Source organism: Streptomyces sp. NPDC091416 (assembly GCF_044756845.1).
Taxonomy (GTDB): domain Bacteria; phylum Actinomycetota; class Actinomycetes; order Streptomycetales; family Streptomycetaceae; genus Streptomyces.
The window spans coordinates 118,717-142,092 of record NZ_JBIVTU010000007.1; the positions used below are offsets into that span (position 1 = coordinate 118,717).

The 23,376-nt window shown below is 71.0% G+C and carries 19 protein-coding genes; 15 read left to right on the forward strand and 4 right to left on the reverse strand.

Annotated elements, in window-relative coordinates; all coding sequences use genetic code 11:
- Positions 1-32: 32 nt before the first annotated feature.
- Positions 33-431 carry a DUF3040 domain-containing protein gene (locus ACIQMX_RS21705; protein WP_148017729.1) on the forward strand — a complete coding sequence of 133 codons (399 nt, stop codon included), beginning with the start codon at positions 33-35 and terminating at the stop codon, positions 429-431.
- Positions 432-872: 441 nt separating this feature from the next.
- Here ACIQMX_RS21705 and ACIQMX_RS21710 read toward each other — a convergent pair whose 3' ends face one another.
- From ACIQMX_RS21710 to ACIQMX_RS21725, 4 genes are all read right to left on the reverse strand, one after another.
- Positions 873-3,287 carry a DUF3488 and transglutaminase-like domain-containing protein gene (locus tag ACIQMX_RS21710; RefSeq protein ID WP_363070414.1) on the reverse strand — a complete coding sequence of 805 codons (2,415 nt, stop codon included), beginning with the start codon at positions 3,285-3,287 and terminating at the stop codon, positions 873-875.
- 10 nt (positions 3,288-3,297) lie between these two features.
- Entirely contained in the window at positions 3,298-4,665 is a 1,368-nt protein-coding gene (locus ACIQMX_RS21715; protein ID WP_363070416.1) for a DUF58 domain-containing protein, read from the reverse strand.
- Positions 4,665-5,714 (reverse strand): AAA family ATPase, encoded by a 1,050-nt coding sequence (locus ACIQMX_RS21720; RefSeq protein WP_402480316.1) that lies wholly within the window; start codon positions 5,712-5,714, stop codon positions 4,665-4,667. The genes ACIQMX_RS21715 and ACIQMX_RS21720 overlap by 1 nt, the downstream gene beginning before the upstream one ends.
- Before the next feature lie 258 nt (positions 5,715-5,972).
- Positions 5,973-6,518, reverse strand: coding sequence for a carbonic anhydrase (locus ACIQMX_RS21725; protein ID WP_363070420.1), 546 nt, complete (start codon positions 6,516-6,518; stop codon positions 5,973-5,975).
- 380 nt (positions 6,519-6,898) lie between these two features.
- Here ACIQMX_RS21725 and rsmH point away from each other — a divergent pair, with 380 nt between their 5' ends.
- The 14 genes from rsmH to ACIQMX_RS21795 all read left to right on the forward strand — a co-directional run bounded on the left by rsmH (position 6,899) and on the right by ACIQMX_RS21795 (position 23,364).
- The gene (rsmH, locus tag ACIQMX_RS21730) at positions 6,899-7,864 is read left to right on the forward strand and encodes a 16S rRNA (cytosine(1402)-N(4))-methyltransferase RsmH (RefSeq protein ID WP_402480319.1); all 966 of its coding nucleotides are present in this window, start codon (positions 6,899-6,901) and stop codon (positions 7,862-7,864) included.
- A 52-nt stretch (positions 7,865-7,916) separates the two neighbouring features.
- Positions 7,917-8,507, forward strand: coding sequence for a hypothetical protein (locus ACIQMX_RS21735; protein ID WP_402480322.1), 591 nt, complete (start codon positions 7,917-7,919; stop codon positions 8,505-8,507).
- A gap of 4 nt (positions 8,508-8,511) precedes the next feature.
- A complete protein-coding gene (locus ACIQMX_RS21740) occupies positions 8,512-10,512 on the forward strand; it encodes a peptidoglycan D,D-transpeptidase FtsI family protein (RefSeq protein WP_402480324.1) in 2,001 nt (666 codons plus the stop codon).
- 17 nt (positions 10,513-10,529) lie between these two features.
- Positions 10,530-12,248 carry a UDP-N-acetylmuramoyl-L-alanyl-D-glutamate--2,6-diaminopimelate ligase gene (locus tag ACIQMX_RS21745; protein ID WP_363070426.1) on the forward strand — a complete coding sequence of 573 codons (1,719 nt, stop codon included), beginning with the start codon at positions 10,530-10,532 and terminating at the stop codon, positions 12,246-12,248.
- Positions 12,249-12,252: 4 nt separating this feature from the next.
- Positions 12,253-13,659: a UDP-N-acetylmuramoyl-tripeptide--D-alanyl-D-alanine ligase gene (gene murF / locus ACIQMX_RS21750; protein WP_363070428.1), complete on the forward strand. Its 1,407-nt coding sequence runs from the start codon at positions 12,253-12,255 to the stop codon at positions 13,657-13,659.
- Positions 13,656-14,726, forward strand: coding sequence for a phospho-N-acetylmuramoyl-pentapeptide-transferase (gene mraY / locus ACIQMX_RS21755; protein ID WP_326663250.1), 1,071 nt, complete (start codon positions 13,656-13,658; stop codon positions 14,724-14,726). The genes murF and mraY overlap by 4 nt, the downstream gene beginning before the upstream one ends.
- Positions 14,723-16,150 (forward strand): UDP-N-acetylmuramoyl-L-alanine--D-glutamate ligase, encoded by a 1,428-nt coding sequence (gene murD / locus ACIQMX_RS21760; RefSeq protein ID WP_402480748.1) that lies wholly within the window; start codon positions 14,723-14,725, stop codon positions 16,148-16,150. The genes mraY and murD overlap by 4 nt, the downstream gene beginning before the upstream one ends.
- A 116-nt stretch (positions 16,151-16,266) precedes the next feature.
- Positions 16,267-17,709: a putative lipid II flippase FtsW gene (gene ftsW, locus ACIQMX_RS21765; RefSeq protein WP_402480329.1), complete on the forward strand. Its 1,443-nt coding sequence runs from the start codon at positions 16,267-16,269 to the stop codon at positions 17,707-17,709.
- 6 nt (positions 17,710-17,715) lie between these two features.
- A complete protein-coding gene (murG, locus tag ACIQMX_RS21770) occupies positions 17,716-18,810 on the forward strand; it encodes an undecaprenyldiphospho-muramoylpentapeptide beta-N-acetylglucosaminyltransferase (RefSeq protein ID WP_402480331.1) in 1,095 nt (364 codons plus the stop codon).
- A 50-nt stretch (positions 18,811-18,860) separates the two neighbouring features.
- The gene (locus tag ACIQMX_RS21775; RefSeq protein WP_402480334.1) at positions 18,861-19,655 is read left to right on the forward strand and encodes a cell division protein FtsQ/DivIB; all 795 of its coding nucleotides are present in this window, start codon (positions 18,861-18,863) and stop codon (positions 19,653-19,655) included.
- A 276-nt stretch (positions 19,656-19,931) separates the two neighbouring features.
- On the forward strand, positions 19,932-21,146 hold the full coding sequence (gene ftsZ / locus ACIQMX_RS21780) for a cell division protein FtsZ (protein WP_363070434.1): 1,215 nt from the start codon (positions 19,932-19,934) through the stop codon (positions 21,144-21,146).
- Positions 21,143-21,904, forward strand: a complete 762-nt coding sequence (gene pgeF, locus ACIQMX_RS21785) for a peptidoglycan editing factor PgeF (protein WP_402480336.1) — start codon at positions 21,143-21,145, stop codon at positions 21,902-21,904. The genes ftsZ and pgeF overlap by 4 nt, the downstream gene beginning before the upstream one ends.
- Positions 21,905-21,907: 3 nt before the next feature.
- Positions 21,908-22,627: a YggS family pyridoxal phosphate-dependent enzyme gene (locus ACIQMX_RS21790; RefSeq protein WP_363070438.1), complete on the forward strand. Its 720-nt coding sequence runs from the start codon at positions 21,908-21,910 to the stop codon at positions 22,625-22,627.
- Positions 22,628-22,752: 125 nt separating this feature from the next.
- Positions 22,753-23,364, forward strand: a complete 612-nt coding sequence (locus tag ACIQMX_RS21795) for a cell division protein SepF (protein ID WP_136328319.1) — start codon at positions 22,753-22,755, stop codon at positions 23,362-23,364.
- Positions 23,365-23,376: the final 12 nt, after the last annotated feature.

Below are 23,376 nucleotides of genomic sequence, written 5' to 3' on the forward strand. Positions count from 1 at the left end.
CGCCCCCCGCGGCCGACGACGAGGAGGACTCCGTGCCGCTCTCGGAGCACGAGCAGCGAATGCTCGAGCAAATGGAGCGAGCGCTGTACGCCGAAGATCCCAAGTTCGCGACAGCGCTCGAGGGAAGTGGGCTGCGTACATACACCCGGCGACGGGTCTACCAGGCAGTTGCTGGCTTCCTGGTGGGAATCGCGCTCCTCATGGCCGGAATGGTCGCCCAGCAGATCTGGATCAGCGTGGTGGGGTTCCTCGTCATGCTGGGCTGCGCGGTGCTCGCGGTAACGGGTTGGCGCAAGGCGCCCAAGCCGGGCGAGCAACAGGCAGTCCGCGCGGGTGGCGCGGAGCCGCGCCGACAGCCCAAACAGCGCAGGTCCGTGATGAACCGGATCGAACAGCGGTGGCAGCGCCGCCGTGACGAGCAGGGCCAGTAAGCGCTCGGAACACGTATGGGTGAGGGGCGGTCGCATTTCTGCGACCGCCCCTCACCCGTGCGCCCGGACGGACGCCCGCAGACCCGACGCCCGCGGTACCCGTTGCCCCGGCTTGATGGTCCCGACCCGGGAAGGGCGCCTGATGCCTTGGGCCTGATGTCCCGGAGATCCCGGGACCGGCCCGATGCCCCGGGACCGGCCCGATGCCCCGGGACCGGCCCGATGCCCCGGGCCCTGACCGCGGTCAGGCCAGTGGGCGGGGCCGGGCTCAGGTCGGGGCCGCAGGAGGGGCCTGATGCTCCGGCCGGATCCTGATGCCCGGCCTCGGAACCGCATGACGGCCCGGATACTCCGGGCCTCCGAGCCGCACGACGGCCCGGATGTCCCCGGCCCCGGACCCCGGTCAGGCCCGCAGGGCGGGGCTGACCGGGGTCGTGCGCGTCAGCCCTGCTGGCGGGACGGGCGGCGGAGCCACGTCGGCCGTTGCGGTGCCCGCCACCGGCCGGCCAGGGCCGCCCGGCGCTCCGAGACCGCCCACACCACCCGTACGGCCGAGCGCGGTGCCACGACCGCGCGGAACCGGGCGAACCGGCCGACGGAGCCGCGCAGACCTGCCCGTACCGTCTGCGTGTCCTCCGCGAGCCCCGACACCGGCCCCGGCTCCGGCGCGTACAGCACCTGCTCCACCGCGCCCGCCACCCGGTGCACCGCCTCGGCCACCTCCGCGTCCAGCTCTCCCGCCCGAACCACCCGGGCCGCGGCCTTCCGCGGGGTCAGCGACGCGTCCGGGTCGATGCCGTGGTCCCAGGCGGTGTCGGTGATCTCCTGCCAGGCCGCCAGCGTCCTCGCTGTCGCGTCCGCAGGCGTGCGCCCGGTGGAGGAGCCCAGCCGGCGGGCCCGTACCCGCATGCGCCAGAACATGGGCAGCAGCGGGAGCGAGAGCACGAGGAGGGCCACCAGGGCCACTCCGAGCACGGCGCCCGCCGACGTCCCCGTGTCCGTGGGCGCGGCGGCACCCGGAAGGGCCGAGCCGGCGCAGTCGCCCTGCCCGCCCGTCTGCGCCGGGCAGCTGTCCGAGGCGGACGGCGCAGCCGGCACCGCCGCCGAGGCCTCCGTCTCCGGCCGGGCCGGATCGGCGGAGTCACCGGACGGAGTGTCCGGCAGGGTGTACGACGGCAGGGAGCCCCGCGTCGGAGTGGGCTCGAACCGGGTCCACCCGATGCCCTCGAAATACAGCTCCGGCCAGGCATGCGCATCGCGCAGACCGACCGACATCGAACCGTCCGACTGCACCGTGCCGGGCGTGAAGCCGACGGCGACCCGGGCCGGGATGCCCAGCGTCCGGGCCATCGCCGCCATGGTGAACGAGAAGTGGACGCAAAAGCCCCGCCGGTCCTTCAGGAAGCGGCCGATCGCCGCGCTGCCGGTACCCGAGTTCACCGAGGTGTCGTACGTGAAGCCACCCTCGGAGGCGAAGTAGTTCTGCAGCTTCACCGCCTTCTCGTAGGAGTTGGCGGAGCCCTTCGTCACCTCGTCGGCCGTCTCCCGGACCACCTTGGGCAGCGAGCCGGGCACCTGGGTGTACTCACGGAGCAGGGCCGGCGCGACCTCGCCCGCGCCCGCGAGCTGTCCGGCCGTCGGCTGCACGATCAGGCTGGAGACCCCGTACTGCGCACCACCGGTCGTCTCGCCGTCGTCCCCGACCAGGGTGCGGCCCTCGGGCTCGAACCGCCAGCGTCCGTCGACCCTCACCTCGGTCGCCGGGTAGGGGAGTGGCAGGTAGGTCTGCTTGTACGAGGGCGACGCGGAGATGTTCGTACTGATCTCCGTCACGGCGACGTCCGGCGACAGACCGGGCGGGTTCGGGAGTCGTTTCGGCACGTCCTTCAGCCGGCGGGTCGAGGCCCGCCATTCGTTCCCGTTGAACTGGTCCAGGGCCAGGATGCGGAGGTAGAAGTCCTGCGCACCGGTCGCGTTGGTGCGGTACGACATCACCTCCCGGTTCTCCGGCTGGTTGAGGTCGTTCTGCAGGGAGACCAGCGGGTTCACGGCGGAGATGGTGCCGCCACCGCTCCCCTTGCCGTTGCCGCCTCCCGTACCGGCCAGCAGCCCGCCGTCGAGCGCGGGCAGGGCCGCGGGCACGACCAGCGCGATGCCCAGGGCGAAGGCGCCGATGCGGCGCCCGGTGCGCACCGGAGCGAGCGCCCCGCCGCCCGGGGCACCGATGCCGGAGGCATGACTTCTGCCCCGGGCCGCGGCGGCCCCGGCGAAGACCCGCCCCCACTGGGAGAGCCGGTCACGTCCCTCGGCCAGCAGGAGCAGCAGATAGCCGCAGGCGGCCAGCAGGAACCACAGCCAGTCCGCGCCGCCGTCGGAGAGACCGGCGGCGACGGAGTAGAGGGCCAGCAGGGGCAGCCCGGCCGGCGCGGCGCTGCGGAACGTGACCGCCAGCGCGTCCACCATGAGCCCGACCAGCAGCACGCCGCCCACCAGCATCAGCCGGATGCCCGCCGTGTCCGGTGCCGGGATCGCGTACCGCCCGACGTCGTCCGCACCGATGGTGAGCAGGTCGGCGAGCCGCTGCACCGACTGCGGCCCGGGCAGGAAGCCCGCCGCCGCCTCCTGACGGGCGAACGCCACGGTCAGCAGCACCACCAGGACCAGCGCCTGGGCGGCGACCGTCGCCGCTCGCGGCAGCGGCACCCGCCGGCCGAGCGCGCCCACACCGCACTGGATGGCCAGCAGGAACGCGGCCTGCACGATCCAGGCGTAGGGGTCGACCAGCGGCAGCATCGAACAAGCCGCCATCAGCGTCGCCGCATAGGCGCACAGCGCCAGCCGACCACGACCGCTCATGACCGTCCTCTCATGACCAACCACCGGTGAATCCCGTCGTGCCGCCCGTCGCGGCGGATCCGGTCAGCGAACCCTGATGGCTCGCCTGCTGCCACAGCCGGGCCAGATCCGTGCCCGGGCCCACCGGCACGGCGGTCCAGCCCGACTCGCGCAGCAGCCGGAGCCGCTGATCGCGGGCCGCGTCGGAGGCGGGCGACGCGCCGTGCACCCAGTCGGCGCTGTCCAGGACGAAGGCCACGGCCCCGCCGCCGCGCTGCCGCATCCGGGCCGCGACCGCGGTCTGCTCGTCGTCCAGATCGCCGAGGAACGCGATCAGCAGGCCCTCGTCACCGCCGCGGAGCATGTCGTACGCCCGGGCGAGTCCGTCGCCGTCGGAATGGTCGACGACAGCGAGCGTGTCCATCATCAGTCCGGCCGATTCGGCCGAATCCTGGGTGGAGCCCGAGAAGCCGCCGGCGCCCGGTACCTCCGTGCCGTCGTCCGTCATCAGCCGGACCGCGAAGCCCCGTTCCAGCATGTGCACCAGCGCGGACGCCGCGCCGGAGACGGCCCACTCGAACGCCGAGTCGGGCCCGGTGCCCTGGAAGGCGATCCGGCGCGTGTCCAGGAGTACCGTGCATCTGGCCCGCTGCGGCTGCTCCTCGCGGCGCACCATCAACTCGCCGTAGCGGGCGGTGGAGCGCCAGTGGACGCGGCGGAGATCGTCGCCGTGCCGGTAGCCGCGCGGGATGATGTCGTCCTCACCCGCCAGCGCCAGGGAACGCTGCCGTCCCTCGCCGTAACCGGAGGTCTCGCCCGCCAGCCGCACCGGGGGCAGTGGTTCGGTCCGCGGGATGACGACGAGCGTGTCGTACGCGCTGAACGAACGCGTCAGCTCGCACATCCCGAACGGATCGCTCAGCCGAAGTTGCAGGGGGCCGAGCGGGTAGCGCCCGCGCAGATCCGACCGCACCCGGTACGAGACCTCGCGTCGTCCGCCCGCCTCCACGCGGTCCAGGACGAACCGGGGCCGCGGCCCGAGCACGTACGGCACCCGGTCCTGGAGCATGAGCAGGCCCGTGGGCAGCCGCGAGACGTTGTCCATCCGCAGATGGACGCGCGCCTCGGAGCCCGCGGGCACCCGGGACGGGGAGAGCCGGCGGGTGCCGGCGACCTGGTAGCGGGTCCGGAACAGCACCGTCACACAGACCAGCGGCAGCACGGCGAGCAGCAGGCCGACCCGCAGCAGATCCCCCTGGCCCAGCACGTAGGCGCAGACGGCGGCGGCCACCCCGGCCGCGAGGAAGGACCGGCCGCGCGTCGTCAGGCCGCCCAGAGCCGCCCGCAGACCGCCCTTGTCGTCGCTGTCGTCGCTCGCGGGCGGCCCCCCGGCAGCCATCAGAGCCGCCGTGCGCCGGGCTGCTGCCGGCCGCCGTACACCGCGCCCGGCTGGTGCTGGGGCGCCGGGACGGCCGCTCCGCCGGACGCGGTCGGCACGGGTGTCTGCTGAAGGATCTCCAGGACCACCTGTTCGGCGGTGCGGCGGTTCAGCTGGGCCTGGGCGGTGGGCAGCAGCCGGTGGGCGAGCACGGCGACGGCGAGGGCCTGCACATCGTCCGGCAGGCAGTAGTCCCGCCCGCTCAGCGCGGCGGAGGCCTTGGCGGCCCGCAGCAGGTGCAGGGTGGCCCGAGGCGATGCGCCGAGCCTGAGGTCGGGGTGGTTCCGGGTGGACCCGACGAGCTGCACCGCGTACCGCCGGACGGCCTCGGCCACGTGGACCGCGCGGACCGCCTCGATCAGCTTGACGATGTCATGGGCGTGCGCCACCGGCTGGAGGTCGTCGAGCGGCGAGACACCGCCGTGCACGTCGAGCATCTGCAGTTCGGCCTCGGCGCTGGGATAGCCGATCGACACCCTGGCCATGAACCGGTCGCGCTGGGCCTCGGGCAGCGGATACGTGCCCTCCATCTCCACCGGGTTCTGGGTGGCCACGACCATGAACGGGTCGGGCAGCTCGTAGGTGTGCCCATCGATGGTGACCTGGCGCTCCTCCATCGACTCCAGCAGCGCGGACTGTGTCTTGGGCGAGGCGCGGTTGATCTCGTCGCCGATCACGATCTGGGCGAAGATCGCGCCCGGTTTGAACTCGAATTCGCGGCGCTGCTGATCGAAGATCGACACACCGGTGATGTCCGAGGGCAGCAGGTCCGGCGTGAACTGGATGCGCCGCACGGAGCAGTCGATGGACCGTGCCAGCGCCTTGGCCAGCATGGTCTTGCCCACGCCGGGGACGTCCTCGATCAGGAGATGGCCCTCCGCGAGCAGCACGGTCAGCGAAAGGCGTACGACCTCGGGCTTGCCCTCGATCACACCTTCCACCGACCTGCGTACCCGCTCCACTGTGGTGGTCAGATCTGTGAGGCTCGCTCGATCGTCATAGGTCGTCACCCGGCCCTCCTCGGCCCTGCCCCACGCTCACCAGGAGCACGGGAATCCCCAGTCACGGGCCGGTGCCCCAGTGCGGCCCGGCCCACCCCGAAATACGGACACCGCGCCGGACGGGGTCCGGCGGGGTGTCACACCCGCATTCTTGTTGCCGTTACCGCTTCGTGTCACTCGCCTGTGGATAACCGGGGCCGAAATGTCGGGCTGATGGGGATTTTCGCTGCAGGAACGCGCCCGTCCTGCTCTCCCGGGCCGGGCGGGTCAGGAAGCCGGAAGGATCTCGCGCAGCAGACCGGTGGTCACGTCGAAGACGAATCCGCGCACGTCGTCGGTGTGCAGCAGGAACGGCGAGGTGCGGACCCGCTGCATCGACTGCCGCACGTCCTGGTCGGCGTCGGTGTACGCCTCCACCGCCCAGGCCGGCCGCTGGCCGACCTCCATCTCCAGATCCCGGCGGAACTCCTCGGTGATCGACTCCATGCCGCAGTTGGTGTGGTGGATCAGCACCACGCTGCGCGTGCCGAGGGCCCGCTGGCTGATCGAGAGGGAGCGGATGACGTCGTCGGTGACCACGCCGCCCGCGTTGCGGACGGTGTGGCAGTCGCCGAGCGCCAGGCCGAGCGCCTTGTGCAGGTCGAGCCGGGCGTCCATGCAGGCGACGACGGCGACGCGCAGCACGGGCTTCGCGTCCATGCCGGGATCGCTGAACTCGGAGGCGTACTGGACGTTCGCCTCGACCAGACGGTCGGTGACGGTGTCACCGGTGCGGGCCTGGTCCATGGCGGGGGAGTGCGCAGAAGTCGACATGCTCTAGACGTTAGCTCTCGAGGTGACCACCGGCGTGGTGTCGAAGCGGACAAAGAACGTCAACGTCGCTTGTTGTGAGGTAACCCACAAGCCTCACACCCGGTCACCCGGCCGGGTGAACAAAGCGAGGGCCGACGCGCTGCCGGGTTGATTGATCGGGAATCGATCGAATGGCAGGGTGGACTAAAGTGACGGGAAGTTACCGACACCCTGCACATTCCGATGTTTTCCCCGTGTGCGCGGCGTACGTACGGCCCGGCCCTCTCCCGCTCGCCGGTCGGCTGACGCCCCTTCCCCGGCGCCGGCGGACCTCCCCTTCGCGAGCGGGCGGGGACCAGGCCGTACGTGCAGCGCCCCGGGACCTGAGCCTGAGAGGGCGCATGAGCCAGACCCGACACGTCCCGGTGATGCTCCAGCGGTGCCTGGACCTGTTGGCCCCGGCTCTGGAGGCACCCGGACCGCAGCCGCCCGTGGTCGTCGACTGCACCCTGGGCCTCGGCGGACACAGCGAGGCGCTGCTCTCCGCCTTCCCCACGGCCCGGCTGATCGCCCTCGACCGGGACAAGGAGGCGCTGCGGCTCTCCGGCGAGCGGCTCGCCCCGTACGGCGACCGCGCCACGCTGGTGCACGCCGTCTACGACGAACTGCCCGAGGTACTCGACCGGCTCGGCGTCCCCAAGGTCCAGGGCATCCTGTTCGACCTCGGCGTGTCCTCCATGCAACTGGACGAGGCCGACCGCGGATTCGCGTACGCCCAGGACGCCCCGCTCGACATGCGCATGGACCAGACGACCGGCATCGGCGCGGCCGAGGTGCTCAACACCTACCCGCCGGGCGAGCTGGTCAGGATCCTGCGCGCGTACGGCGAGGAGAAGCAGGCCAAGCGGATCGTCTCCGCCGTCGTACGCGAACGTGAGAAGGAGCCGTTCAGCAACAGCGCCCGGCTCGTCGAGCTGATCCGCGACTCACTGCCCCAGGCCGCCAAGCGCACCGGCGGCAACCCGGCCAAGCGCACCTTCCAGGCGCTGCGCATCGAGGTCAACGGCGAGCTCAGCGTGCTGGAACAGGCCATCCCGGCCGCGGTCCGGAGCCTCGCCGTCGGTGGACGCGTCGCCGTCCTCTCGTACCACTCGCTCGAGGACCGCCTGGTCAAGCAGGTGTTCGCGGCGGGGGCCGCGAACACCGCCCCGCCCGGCCTGCCGGTCGTCCCCGAGCGCTACCAGCCACGGCTCAAGCTGCTGACCCGCGGCGCCGAACTGCCCACCGAGGAGGAGGTCGCCGAGAACCGGCGCGCCGCCCCCGCCCGGCTGCGCGGAGCCCAGCGCATCCGCGAGGAGGAGCGATGAGCAGCCGGCACCCGGAGTCCTCGCGGACCCGGCCCGGGGACGGAGCGGCGCGGTGAGCAACGCGGCCGGCGGGCTGAAGGGCCGCGCCGCGCGGCTCAGCCGGCTGATGCCGGCCGGACCGAGCAACGCGGCCCGGACCCCCTTCGTCCTGCTGGTCGTCCTCCTCCTGGGCGGCGGCCTGATCACCCTGCTCCTGCTGAACTCCGCGCTCAACGAAGGATCGTTCCGGCTGAGCGAGCTCAAGAAGCGGACCACGGAACTCACCGACGACCAGCAGGCCCTCCAGCGCGACGTCGACAGCGCATCCGAACCGGACGCCCTGGCTCGGCGCGCACGGGAACTGGGCATGGTCCCCGGCGGCAGCCCCGCCTTCCTCGGCCCGGACGGCAAGGTCCGCGGCGTGCCCTCCGCCGCGAGTGCCGCCCCGGCCACCGCGTCGCCGAAGCCCGAAACCGCCGAACCGCCCCCCGCGGCCGCCCCGTCGTCCTCGTCGCGCTCCACCCCCTCGCCCGCCGCGTCGGGCACACCGGCGGCGAAGCCCGGCGCCTCCGCGACGGCGACCGGCACCGCCCCGGCGAAGCCGAGCACCTCCGCGAACGCGCGTACCCCGGCAGAACAGACCTCCACGAGCCCCGGCAGGTGACGCAGTGCCCTCCCAGGAACCACCGCGCCGACGGGTACCCGGCCCCGCCCGCCCGCGTAACGCGGCGGGCCGCTCCGGCCGCCCCCGGCCCGCCGCCCGCCCCGAGCCGCGACGCCGGCCCCCGTCCGCCGCGCCCCGCGGACGGGCCCCCCGCTCCCGTACCGCCCGGCCGCTGCGCCTCGGCAGCCCGAGGCCGCGGCTGCGGCTGGTCAGCCTGGCGCTGACCCTCGTCATGATCGCGTTCGTCGTCCGGCTCCTCCAGGTGCAGGCCGTCGACGCCAGCGCGTACGCGGCCAAGGCCGAGAAGAACCGCTACCTCAGCTACACCGTCGCCGCCGAGCGCGGCGAGATCACCGACCGCGGCGGCATCGCGCTGGCCACCAGCGTCGACGCGTACGACATCACCGCCGACCCCAAGATGTTCACTCCCGAGGACAGCAAGGCACCCGACGCGCCCCAGCAGGCCGCCGCGCTCCTCGCACCGATCCTCGGCGTCGACGCTGCGGAACTGACCGGGAAGCTGTCCAAGCCCAAGAGCCGGTACACGGTGCTGGCCCGCAGGCAGACCCCGCAGGTCTGGACGCAGATCAAGGACCTCAAGTCCGTCTTCGCCGAGAAGGCCGCGAAGGACAGGGCGGCCGGCGGGCCCGGAGCCAATGTGCTGGCCGGTGTCTTCCAGGAGTCGACCACCAAGCGCGTCTACCCCAACGGGGGTCTCGCCGCCGGGATACTGGGTTACGTCAACGCCGAGGGCAAGGGCGCGGGCGGCCTCGAATCGCAGCTGGACAAGGAGCTCGCGGGCGAGGACGGCACGATCAAGTACGCCCAGTCCGGCGGTCGCCGGGTGCCCACCGCGGGCACCAAGGAGGTACCTGCCGTCGCCGGCTCCGACATCGAGCTGACCATCGACCGCGACATCCAGTGGGCGGCCCAGAAGGCCATCTCCGACCAGGTGGCGAAGTCCAAGGCGGACCGCGGCTATGTCGTCGTGCAGAACACCCGCACCGGCGAGGTCCTCGCCATGGCCAACGCGCCGGGCTTCGACCCCAACGACCTCTCGCAGGCCGATGCCGCCTCGCTGGGCAACGCGGCGCTCCAGGACGTGTACGAGCCCGGCTCCACCAGCAAGGTCATGTCGATGGCCGCCGTGCTGGAGGAGGGTGTCGCCACTCCGGGCACCCATGTCACGGTCCCCAACCGCCTGCACCGCGGCGACCGGCTCTTCAAGGACGACATCGACCACCCGACCTGGTACCTCACGCTCAACGGCGTACTCGCCAAGTCCAGCAACATCGGCACCATCCTGGCCACCGGACAGCTGGGGAAGACCCAGGCCGCGTCCAACAAGGTCCTCTACGACTACCTGCGCAAGTTCGGCATCGGTTCACCGACCGGACTCGGCTACCCGGGCGAGACCGCCGGCATTCTCGCCAAGCCGCAGGACTGGTCGACGTCGCAGCAGTACACGATCCCGTTCGGCCAGGGCCTCTCGCTCAACGCCATGCAGGCGGCCTCCATCTACTCGACGATCGCCAACGGCGGGGTCCGCGTGGCGCCGACCCTCGTCCGCGGCACCAAGGGCGCCGACGGCCGCTTCACCCCCGCCGAGGCACCCGAACAGACCCGGGTGGTCAGCGAGAAGACGGCCAGGACGCTCGCCACCATGCTGGAGTCGGTCGTCGGGGACGAGGAGGGCACCGGCACGAAGGCCAAGATCCCCGGCTACCGCGTCGCGGGCAAGACCGGTACGGCCAACCGGGTCGATCCGGTACGCGGCGGTTACCACGGCTACACCGCCTCCTTCGCCGGGTTCGCCCCCGCCGACAACCCCCAGATCACCGTCTACTGCGCCATCCAGAACCCCACCAAGGGCAGCTACTTCGGCGGCCAGATCTGCGGACCCATTTACAAGCAGGTCATGGAATTCGCGCTGAAGACGCTGCAGACGGCACCCACCGGCAGCACGCCGGCCCGGCTGCCGGTGTCCTTCAAACCCGGCGAGTGAACTCGGGGAGACCACCAGTGACAACCATCACCCCCGATCCAGGGAACCGGAACGGGAACCACCGCACCCCCGCCCCCTCACTTCGCGAGAGGCCGGGTGCGCCCGGTACGCTCACCGCCGTGCCCCACGCTGAACAGTCCCGAACCACCCAGAAGGACGCCCCTGTGAACTACCCGGGAGCGCCCCGCCCGGATCGGCTGCGGCCGACATCCCTGGTCACGCTGGCGGCCCGGCTGGGAGTCGAACCGCCGGGCAACGGCGAAGTCACCGGCATCACCCACGACTCCCGGGCCGTACGTCCCGGGGACGTCTACGCGGCCCTGCCCGGTGCCCGCCTGCACGGCGCCGACTTCACCGCCCAGGCCGCCGGTCTCGGCGCCGCCGCGATCCTCACCGACCCGGCGGGCGCCGAACGCTCCGCCGCCACCGGACTCCCGGTGCTGGTCACCGAGGACCCGCGCGGCCGGATGGGCGAACTCGCCACCGAGATCTACGGCCACCCCGGTGCCGACCTGCTCCAGATCGGCATCACCGGAACGTCGGGCAAGACCACGACCGCGTACCTCGTCGAGGGCGGATTCCGCGGAGCCGGACGCGACACCGGACTCATCGGCACCGTGGAGATGCGGATCGGCGACGAACGCATCAAGTCCGAGCGCACCACGCCCGAAGCCACCGATCTGCAGGCCCTGTTCGCCGTCATGCGCGAACGCGGCGTCGAAGCGGTGACGATGGAGGTATCCAGCCACGCCCTGATGCTCGGGCGGGTCGACGGCTGCGTCTTCGACGTCGCGGTCTTCAACAACCTCAGCCCGGAGCACATGGAGTTCCACTCCGGCATGGAGGACTACTTCCAGGCCAAGGCGCGGCTCTTCACCTCGCAGCGCAGCAGGCAGGGTGTCGTCAACTACGACGACGAGTACGGCCGCAGGCTCATCACCGAGGCCTCCGTCCCCATCACCACGTTCTCCGCCGAGGGCCACCCGGACGCCGACTGGCGCGCCGAGGACGTCGAGGTGGGCCAGCTCGGCTCCACCTTCACCGTCGTCGGCCCCAAGGGCGAACGGGCCGCGGCCCGGGCCCCGCTGCCCGGACCGTTCAACGTCGCCAACACCCTCGCCGCGATCGTCACCCTCGCCGTCGCCGGCATCGACCCGCAGACCGCGGCCGACGGCGTCGCCGCGGTGCCCGGGGTGCCGGGCCGGCTGGAGCGGGTCGACGCCGGACAGCCGTACCTCGCACTGGTCGACTACGCGCACAAGACCGACGCCGTCGAGTCGGTACTGCGCTCCCTGCGGAAGGTCACCGAGGGCAAGGTGCACATCGTCCTCGGCTGCGGCGGCGACCGCGACACCACCAAACGCGGCCCGATGGGCGCCGCCGCGGCCCGGCTCGCCGACACCGCCGTACTGACCTCGGACAACCCCCGCTCCGAGGACCCCCTCGGCATCCTCGCCGCCATGCTCGCGGGCGCCGCCGAAGTGCCCGTGCACGAACGCGGTGACGTCCTGGTCGACGCCGACCGGGCCGCCGCCATCGCGGCCGCCGTCGGACGGGCCGGCCCCGGGGACACCGTGCTGATCGCCGGCAAGGGCCACGAGCAGGGCCAGGACGTCCACGGAGTGGTGCGCCCCTTCGACGACCGGGTGGTCCTGCGCACGGCCATCGAGCGGTCCCTGGGACACGAGAACGCCACCCACCGTGCCCCCACCCACGAGAACAACAGTCAGGGATGACCAAGTGATCGCCCTTTCCCTCGCCGAGATCGCCGAAATCGTCGGCGGGCAGTCGTACGACATACCGGATCCGGCCGTAACCGTCAGCGGGCCCGTCGTGATCGACTCCCGGGAGGTGAAGCAAGGCAGCCTCTTCGTCGCGTTCGCCGGCGAACGCGTCGACGGCCACGACTACGCCCGGCGCGCCGTCGAGGCGGGCGCGGCAGTCGTCCTGGCCTCCCGTCCCGTCGGCGTTCCCGCGATCGTCGTGGACGACGTGGTGGCGGCGCTCGGCGCGCTCGCCCGCACCGTCGTCGGCCGCCTCGGCACCACCGTCGTCGCCCTCACCGGGTCCGCCGGCAAGACCTCCACCAAGGACCTGATCGCCCAGCTCCTGGAGCGCAAGGGCCCCACCGTCTACCCGGCGGGCAACCTCAACAACGAGATCGGTCTGCCGCTCACCGCCCTGCGCGCGACCGAGGAGACCCAGCACCTGGTCCTCGAAATGGGTGCCCGCTACATCGGCGACATCTGCTACCTCACCGGGCTCGTCCCGCCGCGCATCGGCCTCGTCCTCAACGTCGGCAGCGCCCACATCGGGGAGTTCGGCGGGAAGGAGCAGATCGCCCAGGCCAAGGGCGAGATGGTCGAGTCCCTCCCCGAGGACGGCCTCGCCGTACTCAACGCCGACGACCCGCTCGTACGCGCCATGACGTCCCGGACCAAGGCCCGGGTGCTGCTCTTCGGCGAAGCCGCGGATGCGGACGTACGGGGCGAGAACGTGCGTCTCACCGAGGACGGCCGGCCCTCGTTCAGGCTTCACACACCCACCGGGTGCAGTGATGTGACCATGCGCCTGTACGGTGAGCATCACGTGTCGAACGCGCTCGCCGCGGCCGCCGTCGCCCATGAGCTGGGCCTGTCCGCAGACGAGATCGCCATGGCGCTCTCCGAGTCGGGCACCCTCTCCCGCTGGCGCATGGAGGTCACCGAGCGTCCGGACGGCGTGACGTTCGTCAATGACGCCTACAACGCCAACCCCGAATCCATGAAGGCCGCGCTGCGCGCGCTGGCCGCCATGGGGAAGGGGCGTCGTACGTGGGCGGTGCTCGGCCAGATGGCCGAGCTCGGCGACGCCTCGCTCACCGAGCACGACGCGGTCGGACGGCTTGTCGTCCGGCTCAACGTCAGCAAGCTCGTCGCGGTCGGGGGCAGAGAGGCCTCCTGGCTGCAACTGGGCGCATACAACGAGGGTTCGTGGGGTGAGGAGTCGGTGCATGTGTCCGACGCACAGGCTGCCGTCGACCTGTTGCGCAGTGAACTGCGCCCGGGAGACGTCGTGCTGGTGAAGGCGTCCCGGTCGGTCGGCCTGGAGCAGGTCGTTACGGCACTGCTGGAGAACGCGACCGAGGGCGAGGTCGCCGGCCGATGAGGCAGATCCTGTTCGCGGGGGCCATCGGGCTCTTCCTGACCCTGGTCGGTACCCCGCTGCTGATCAAGCTGCTGGCCCGCAAGGGATACGGGCAGTTCATCCGGGACGACGGCCCGCGCAGCCACGGATCGAAGAAGGGCACGCCCACCATGGGCGGCATCGCCTTCATCCTGGCGACGATCATCGCGTACGTCCTGGCCAAGGTGATCACCGGCGAGGACATGCGCTTCTCCGGTGTGCTGGTCCTCTTCCTGATGGCCGGCATGGGACTCGTCGGCTTCCTCGACGACTACATCAAGATCGTCAAGCAGCGTTCGCTGGGTCTGCGGGCCAAGGCCAAGATGGCGGGCCAGCTGATCGTGGGCATCGCCTTCGCGGTGCTCTCGCTCCAGTTCGCCGATGCCCGCGGCAACACCCCGGCCTCCGACAAGCTCTCGTTCGTCGAGGACTTCGGCTGGTCGATCGGCCCGGTGCTCTTCGTGCTCTGGGCGCTCTTCATGATTCTCGCCATGTCCAACGGCGTGAACCTGACGGACGGTCTGGACGGCCTGGCCACCGGCGCGTCGGTGATGGTCTTCGGTGCGTACACGTTCATCGGCCTCTGGCAGTTCCAGGAGTCCTGCGCCAACGCCGCCACGCTCACCAACCCGAGCGCCTGCTTCGAAGTGCGAGATCCGCTCGACCTCGCGGTCGTGGCCTCCGCCCTCATGGGTTCCTGCTTCGGCTTCCTGTGGTGGAACACCTCGCCCGCCAAGATCTTCATGGGTGACACCGGTTCACTGGCCCTCGGCGGCGCGCTCGCCGGACTGGCGATCTGCTCCCGCACCGAGTTCCTGATGGCGGTGCTCGGCGGCCTCTTCGTGATGATCACGATGTCCGTCGTCATCCAGGTCGGCTCGTTCAAGATGACCGGCAAGCGCGTCTTCCGGATGGCACCGCTCCAGCACCACTTCGAACTCAAGGGGTGGTCCGAAGTCCTTGTCGTGGTCCGGTTCTGGATCATCCAGGGCATGTGCGTGATCGTCGGCCTCGGCCTCTTCTACGCAGGATGGGCAGCCAAGAAGTGAGCAACGTGGACTGGCAGGGCAAGCACGTCACGGTCGCCGGACTCGGAGTCTCCGGGATCCCGGCGGCCCGGGTGCTGCACGGTCTCGGCGCCGTCGTCACCGTCGTCAACGACGGGGACGACGAGCGCTCCCGCACGCAGGCCGCGGAGCTGGAGGCGCAGGGCATCACCGTGCGCCTCGGCGACGGGGCCACCCTGCCGAAGTCCACCGAGCTCATCGTCACCACGCCGGGCTGGAAGCCCGACAAGCCGCTGTTCACCGCGGCCGCCGAGGCGGGCGTCCCGGTCTGGGGCGACGTCGAACTCGCCTGGCGGCTGCGGGGGCGGGGCGGCCGGGAACCGGCGCCCTGGCTCGCGGTCACCGGCACCAACGGCAAGACCACGACCGTCCGGATGCTCGCCTCGATCCTGGAGGCCGCCGGGCTGCGCACCGCCGCAGTCGGAAACATCGGGGTCTCGCTCCTGGACGCGGTCCTCGGCGAGGAGACGTACGACGTCCTGGCCGTCGAGCTCTCCAGCTACCAGCTGCACTGGTCGCCCTCGCTGCGCGCCCACTCCGCGGCCGTCCTCAACCTGGCCCCCGACCACCTCGACTGGCACGGCTCCATGGAGGCGTACGTCGCCGACAAGGGCCGGATCTACGAGGGCAACACCGTCGCCTGTGTCTACAACGTGGCGGACCCCGCCACCGAGGACCTGGTGCGCGAGGCGGACGTCGAGGAGGGCTGCCGGGCGATCGGCTTCACCCTCGGCACTCCCGGGCCCTCCCAGCTCGGTGTCGTCGACGGCATCCTCGTCGACCGGGCCTTCGTGACGAACCGGCAGAAGCAGGCCCAGGAGCTCGCCGAGGTCGCGGACGTGAACCCGCCCGTCCCGCACAACATCGCCAACGCGCTGGCCGCCGCGGCACTGGCCCGGGCCTTCGGCGTGGAGCCCGCCGCGGTCCGCGACGGGCTGCGCGCCTTCCGCCCCGACCCGCACCGCATCGAGCACGTCGCGGACGTCGCCGGGGTGGCGTACATCGACGACTCCAAGGCCACCAACACCCACGCCGCCGAGGCCTCCCTGGCGTCCTACGACCCGATCGTCTGGATCGCCGGCGGACTGGCCAAGGGCGCCACGTTCGACGAGCTGGTGACCGGGTGCGCGGGGCGTCTGCGGGGCGTCGTCCTGATGGGCGCCGACCGGGCCCTCATCCGCGAAGCCCTCACGCGACACGCGCCCGAGGTCCCGGTGACCGAGCTCGACCGGACCGACACTGGGGCGATGTCCGAGGCGGTCCGCGAGGCGGCACGGCTCGCCCGGCCGGGAGACACCGTACTGATGGCTCCCGCCTGTGCCTCGATGGACATGTTCGTCAATTACAACAAGCGGGGCGAGGCCTTCGCGGACGCCGTCCGCACGCTCGCCGCCGAGAGCGCCTGACGGGCCCGGCCTCCGCGCCGTACGGTCCCGGAGCATCCGGGTACGTACGGGCTGTACCGGGGGCCCGGGCCCCTGGCGCGAAGCCCCGGGCACGAGCAGTGGAGGGGACAGGGACCATGCCGGCCGAAGAGAGCTCTGCCGCACGCCGCGGAGACCGCTCGCGGGCGAGCTCGGCGATCAGCCGGGCGCTCCGTCCGCCTCTCCTCGCGGCCGGGGGCGCACCGCTCCCCGCAGGCCTCGCCCTGCGCGTGAGGCCCGCCGCGGGCACCCGGAAGCCGCCGACGGCACGCTCCAGGACCTCCGGCGGGCCCCGCTCGCCCCGGGGCGGCGGGGCACGGAGGCTGTACGAGCAGGCACGCAGGGCGTGGGACCGCCCGCTGACCGCCTACTACCTGATCCTGGGCGCCGGGCTGCTGATCACCGTCCTCGGCCTCGTGATGGTCTACTCCGCCTCGATGATCAAGGCGCTGGAGCTCGACAAGCCGGGTACGTACTTCTTCCGCAAGCAGTTCCTCGCCGCCGTCATCGGGGCCGGACTGATGGCGGCCGCCGCCCGGATGCCCGTGAAGCTGCACCGGGCCCTGTCCTACCCGCTGCTGATGGGCGCCGTCTTCCTGATGGTGCTGGTGCAGGTGCCGGGGATAGGGATGTCGGTCAACGGCAACCGGAACTGGCTCTACCTGGGCGGCCCCTTCCAACTCCAGCCCAGTGAGTTCGGCAAGCTGGCCCTGGTCCTGTGGGGGGCCGACCTGCTCGCCCGCAAACAGGACAAACGACTGCTGAACCAGTGGAAGCACATGCTCGTGCCCCTGGTTCCGGTCGCCTTCATGCTGCTCGGGCTGATCATGCTCGGCGGTGACATGGGCACTGCGATCATTCTCACGGCCATCCTGTTCGGACTGCTCTGGCTGGCCGGAGCCCCGACCCGGCTGTTCGCGGGAGTGCTCGCCTCCGCAGGCCTGATCGCCTTCCTGCTGATCAAGACCAGCCCGAACCGGATGTCGCGCCTGGACTGCATGGGGGCCAGCGAACCGGGACCCGGCGGCTCGTGCTGGCAGGCCGTGCACGGTATCTACGCTCTGGCGTCCGGCGGATGGTTCGGATCCGGGCTTGGTGCAAGTGTGGAAAAATGGGGCCAACTGCCCGAACCGCACACCGACTTCATCTTCGCCATCACCGGGGAGGAACTGGGGTTGGCGGGGACGCTGTCGGTACTCGCCCTGTTCGCGGCTCTAGGCTATGCGGGTATCCGCGTGGCCGGACGCACGGAGGACCCCTTCGTGAGGTACGCAGCGGGAGGTGTGACCACCTGGATCACGGCCCAGGCCGTGATCAACATCGGTGCGGTGCTCGGCCTGCTGCCGATCGCCGGTGTCCCGCTCCCGCTGTTCTCCTACGGGGGTTCGGCCCTGCTGCCGACCATGTTCGCCGTCGGGCTGCTGATCGCGTTCGCGCGAGCGGATCCGGCGGCGAAGGCGGCCCTGGCCGTGCGGAGGCCCGGGGTGAGATGGAAGACGATGAGACGGCGCGTCAAGAAGCGTCCGTCCGGAGAGCGGTGAATTTCGGTGCATGTCGTACTCGCCGGTGGGGGGACCGCCGGCCACATCGAGCCCGCGCTTGCCCTCGCGGACGCACTGCGGAGGCAGGACCCGAGCGTGGGAATCACCGCTCTCGGCACGGAGCGCGGACTCGAGACCAGGCTCGTACCCGAGCGGGGGTACGAACTCGCCCTGATCCCGGCCGTACCGCTGCCGCGCAAGCCCACCCCTGAACTCATCACCGTCCCGGGCAGGCTGCGCGGCACCATCAAGGCCGCCGAGCAGATCCTGGAACGCACCAAGGCGGACTGCGTGGTCGGCTTCGGCGGCTACGTGGCGCTGCCCGGCTACCTGGCCGCCAAGCGCGCCGGAGTGCCGATCGTGGTCCACGAGGCCAACGCCCGCCCCGGCCTGGCCAACAAGATCGGCTCGCGTTACGCGCACGGCGTCGCCGTCTCGACCCCCGACAGCAAGCTCCGCGGCGCCCGCTACATCGGCATCCCGCTGCGCCGCACCATCGCGACCCTGGACCGGGCCCGGGTCCGTCCCGAGGCGCGTGCCGCCTTCGGCCTCGACCCCAACCTGCCGACGCTGCTGGTCTCCGGCGGCTCGCAGGGCGCCCGCCGCCTCAACGAGGTGGTCCAGCGGGTCGCACCGCTGCTCCAGCGCTCCGGGATCCAGATCCTGCACGTGGTCGGCCCGAAGAACGAAATGCCGCGCGTCGACAACATGCCCGGGATGCCGCCCTACATCCCGGTACCGTACGTGGACCGGATGGACCTCGCGTACGCCGCGGCCGACATGATGCTCTGCCGCGCGGGCGCGATGACCGTCGCCGAACTCTCCGCCGTCGGGCTGCCCGCCGCCTACGTCCCGCTGCCGATCGGCAACGGCGAACAGCGGCTCAACGCCCAGCCGGTGGTCAACGCCGGCGGCGGACTGCTGGTGGACGACGCGGCGCTCACCCCCGAGTGGGTGCAGGGCAACGTCCTCCCGGTGCTGTCGGATCCGCACCGGCTGTACGAAATGTCCCGCGCCGCCGCGGAGTTCGGCCGCCGGGACGCCGACGATCTGCTGGTCGGCATGGTGTACGAGGCGATCGCCGCACGCCGAGGCGCGTGAGGCGGACGGGTCCGGGGGCGGCGCCCCCGGACCCGTCATAAGGAGCGAGCGTGGCCGGACCGACGACCGCCCAGCGCGGTGCAGGGCAGCAGAAGGAGACCCGGGACAGCTCGCCGCGCCCCGGGGCCCAGGGACGCCGGATGTCCCGGCGCACCCTCCTGATCGTGATCGCCGCGGCCGTGCTGCTGCTCGGCTCCGGGGCCGTCTGGGCGCTCTACGGCTCCTCCTGGCTCCGCACCGAGCAGGTCCGGATCACCGGCGTCGACGTGCTGTCACCCGCCGAGGTGGAGGCCGCCGCGGCGGTGCCGATGGGCGCCCCGCTGATCTCCGTGGACACCGGCGCCGTCGCGGAACGGTTGCGCCAGAAGTTGCCTCGTATCGACTCGGTGGATGTCGTACGGTCATGGCCGCACGGCATCGGACTTAAAGTGACCGAACGGCAGCCGGTTCTGTTGGTTGAGAAGGGTGCGAAGTTCATCGAAGTGGACGCCGAAGGCGTGCGGTTCGCGACGGTGGACAAGGCTCCCGGGCAGGTACCCCTGCTGGAACTGACGCCTGGCCGGTCCGCGAGCCGGCTCCGCTTCGACAGTGAGCGACTGGTGCGTGAAGCGGTCCGGGTCGCGGGCGATCTTCCCGACGCGGTCGCCGGGGAGACCCGGGTCGTGCGAGTCATCTCGTACGATTCGGTCTCCCTGGGACTCACCGGGAACCGCACGGTGATCTGGGGGAGCAGTGAAGAAGGTGTGGTGAAGGCGAAAGTCCTCACCGCTCTCATGAAAGCTGCTCCCAAAGCAGGACACTTCGACGTGAGTGCGCCCACCGCTCCGGCGGTGTCGGGTAGTTGACGCACATTTGGCCTGGCCAGCACCCTGGTTGGTCAGCGCTACGGGTGATCACATAGGGTGAAAAGAAAAACGGGAGGTTCGGCGTGTTCGTTGAACGTGCGCCACTTGTCGACTTAGTGTCCTGTTCGGAAGAGTCCATGAAGCAGACACACTGGTAACCCTAAACTTCAACGTTAGGGTTCGGGTCGGCGTCCGGACCGTCCCAATCGGCATCCGTCGTCGCGGCGGGACTACCGCCAAGCGACGACACGTAACTCGAGGCGAGAGGCCTTCGACGTGGCAGCACCGCAGAACTACCTCGCAGTCATCAAGGTCATCGGTGTCGGCGGCGGTGGTGTCAATGCCATCAACCGAATGATCGAGGTCGGCCTCAAGGGCGTCGAGTTCATCGCGATCAACACGGATGCGCAAGCCCTGTTGATGAGCGACGCCGACGTCAAGCTCGACGTCGGCCGTGAACTCACCCGTGGCCTCGGCGCCGGGGCGAACCCGGCCGTCGGTCGTAAGGCGGCAGAGGATCACCGTGAGGAGATCGAGGAGGTCCTCAAGGGGGCCGACATGGTCTTCGTCACCGCAGGAGAAGGCGGCGGCACCGGCACCGGTGGCGCACCCGTCGTCGCCAACATCGCGCGCTCGCTCGGCGCCCTGACGATCGGTGTGGTCACCCGGCCGTTCACCTTCGAGGGCCGGCGCCGCGCGAACCAGGCGGAGGACGGCATCGCCGAGCTCCGCGAAGAGGTCGACACCCTCATCGTCATCCCCAACGACCGGTTGCTGTCCATCTCGGACCGCCAGGTCAGCGTGCTCGACGCGTTCAAGTCGGCCGACCAGGTGCTGCTCTCGGGTGTCCAGGGCATCACCGACCTCATCACGACCCCGGGTCTGATCAACCTCGACTTCGCCGACGTCAAGTCGGTCATGTCCGAGGCCGGATCGGCGCTCATGGGCATCGGCTCGGCCCGCGGCGACGACCGCGCGGTGGCCGCTGCGGAGATGGCGATCTCCTCGCCGCTCCTGGAGGCGTCCATCGACGGCGCCCGCGGTGTCCTGCTCTCCATCTCCGGCGGCAGCGACCTCGGTCTCTTCGAGATCAACGAGGCCGCCCAGCTGGTGAGCGAGGCGGCACATCCCGAGGCCAACATCATCTTCGGCGCGGTCATCGACGACGCGCTGGGCGACGAGGTCAGGGTCACCGTGATCGCGGCGGGCTTCGACGGCGGACAGCCCCCGGCCCGCCGGGAGAACGTCCTGGGTGCGAACTCGACCAAGCGCGAGGAGCCGGCCCCGCCGGCCCGGGCAGCCGAGCCCGTGCGCCAGAACAGCGGACTGGGTTCCGTACCCACCCGCGAGGAACCCCCGGTCCAGGCCGAGCCGGTTCCGGTGGCGCACGAGAGCCACATTCCGCCGGTCGCTCCGCCGCACGTCCCGCCGGCCCGTCCCTACCAGGACTCCCAGGCCGAAGAGCTGGACGTTCCGGACTTCTTGAAGTGATAGGTCCGCACCACTCAGTGAGTCACAAGGATTCTGTTTCTTCGGACGGCGGCGCTCACTTCTCCTTCACCGACAGGTGGGGCGGGGTGAGCGCCGCTCCGTACGCGGAGCTCAACCTCGGCGGCGCGGTCGGTGACGACCCCGCCGCCGTCCTGGCCAACCGGGAGCGGGCCGCCCGCGCCCGCGGACTCGATCCGGCGCAGGTCGTCTGGATGAACCAGGTGCACGGCCGGGACGTGGCCGTCGTCGACGGACCCTGGGGCGACAGCCGCGAGATTCCCGCCGTGGACGCGGTGGTGACCGCGCGGCGCGGACTTCCGCTCGCCGTCCTCACCGCCGACTGCACCCCGGTACTGCTCGCCGATCCGGTCGCCGGAATCGTCGCAGCAGCACACGCGGGCCGTCCGGGCCTGGTCGCCGGAGTCGTACCCGCCGCGGTCGCGGCCATGACCGGGCTCGGCGCGGAGCCCTCCCGGATCATCGCCCGCACCGGGCCGGCCGTCTGCGGCCGGTGCTACGAGGTGCCGGCCGGAATGCGGGACGAGGTCGCGGCGGTCGTCCCCGCCTCGTGGTCCGAGACCAGTTGGGGCACCCCGGCGGTGGACGTCACCGCCGGAGTCCACGCGCAACTGGCGGACCTCGGCGTGACCGACCGGCAGGCCTCGCCCTTCTGCACCCTCGAATCGGGCGATCACTTCTCGTACCGACGCGACCGCACCACCGGGCGGCTCGCCGGATATGTCTGGCTGGACGGATAGGGCATGACGGACCGTAAGGAACAACTCACGGCAAATCTCGCACGGGTGGAGGAACGCATTGTTTCCGCCTGTGCGGCCGCCGGTCGCAAACGGGAAGAGGTGACCCTCATCGTGGTCACCAAGACCTACCCCGCGAGCGATGTGCGGATCCTGCATCAACTCGGTGTGCGCCATGTCGCGGAGAATCGTGACCAGGATGCCGCCCCCAAGGCCACCGAATGTGCGGATCTGTCCCTCACATGGCACTTTGTCGGTCAATTGCAGACGAACAAGGTCCGATCCGTGGCGAGTTATGCCGATGTCGTGCAGTCGGTGGACCGTACGAAGCTGGTGACCGCCCTCTCCGCCGCGGCCGGCCGCGGCGGGCGCGAGCTCGGGTGTCTCATCCAGGTCGCGCTCGACGCGGAGAGCGGTGAGCGGGGGGAGCGGGGCGGTGTCGCGCCCGACGGGATCGAGGAGTTGGCCGACGCGGTCGCGTCGGCACCCGGGCTCCGGCTGGACGGTCTGATGACCGTCGCGCCACTCGCCGGACCGTTCGCCGGAAGGCAACGTGCCGCTTTCGACCGGCTGATGGAATTCTCATCCCGGCTGCGCGGGAACCATCCGGCTGCGAACATGGTCTCTGCAGGAATGAGTGCGGACCTCGAGGACGCGGTTGCGGCCGGAGCGACACATGTGCGCGTCGGTACTGCGGTACTCGGAGTCCGACCCGGGCTCGGGTAACGTCGCCAAGCAGTCGGACCACAGCAGAAAATATGGTCATTACCGCCTCTGGCGGGCAGGGCCACAGTGGATCGCGGGCACTTGGTGACAGATGCCGATCCACCACAGAGCGGAGGACTCAGAGCATGGCCGGCGCGATGCGCAAGATGGCGGTCTACCTCGGCCTCGTGGAGGACGATGGGTACGACGGTCCGGGGTTCGACCCCGACGACGAATTCGAACCCGAGCCGGAGCCCGAGCGCGACCGGCGCCGGCACCAGCCCGCGCATCAGGTGGAGCGGGAACGGGACGAACCTGTACGAGTGGTACAGCCTCCGGCGCAGCGGGAGCCGGTTCAGATTCCGGCGGAGAGAGAGCGACCCGCCCGAATCGCCCCCGTGGCATCCATCACACCTGAACGCCCGAACATGGAGAAGAACGCACCGGTGATCATGCCCAAGGTCGTGTCCGAGCGGGAGCCGTACCGCATCACCACGCTGCACCCCAGGACCTACAACGAGGCCCGTACCATCGGGGAACACTTCCGTGAGGGCACTCCGGTGATCATGAATCTCACGGAGATGGACGATACGGACGCGAAGCGACTTGTCGACTTTGCCGCGGGACTCGTCTTCGGCCTCCATGGCAGCATTGAACGCGTGACGCAGAAGGTGTTCCTGTTGTCGCCTGCTAACGTCGATGTCACGGCGGAGGACAAGGCCCGCATCGCAGAGGGCGGATTCTTCAACCAGAGCTGAGAACACGACACC

What these genes read in the sequence shown, in the direction of transcription:
- ACIQMX_RS21710 (WP_363070414.1), bottom strand. Translation starts at nt 3,287, where the DNA reads ATGAGCGGTCGTGGTCGGCTGGCGCTGTGCGCCTATGCGGCGACGCTG.
- ACIQMX_RS21715 (WP_363070416.1), bottom strand. Translation starts at nt 4,665, where the DNA reads ATGGCTGCCGGGGGGCCGCCCGCGAGCGACGACAGCGACGACAAGGGC.
- ACIQMX_RS21725 (WP_363070420.1), bottom strand. Translation starts at nt 6,518, where the DNA reads ATGTCGACTTCTGCGCACTCCCCCGCCATGGACCAGGCCCGCACCGGT.
- rsmH (WP_402480319.1), top strand. Translation starts at nt 6,899, where the DNA reads ATGAGCCAGACCCGACACGTCCCGGTGATGCTCCAGCGGTGCCTGGAC.
- mraY (WP_326663250.1), top strand. Translation starts at nt 13,656, where the DNA reads ATGAGGCAGATCCTGTTCGCGGGGGCCATCGGGCTCTTCCTGACCCTG.
- ftsW (WP_402480329.1), top strand. Translation starts at nt 16,267, where the DNA reads ATGCCGGCCGAAGAGAGCTCTGCCGCACGCCGCGGAGACCGCTCGCGG.
- ACIQMX_RS21790 (WP_363070438.1), top strand. Translation starts at nt 21,908, where the DNA reads ATGACGGACCGTAAGGAACAACTCACGGCAAATCTCGCACGGGTGGAG.
- ACIQMX_RS21795 (WP_136328319.1), top strand. Translation starts at nt 22,753, where the DNA reads ATGGCCGGCGCGATGCGCAAGATGGCGGTCTACCTCGGCCTCGTGGAG.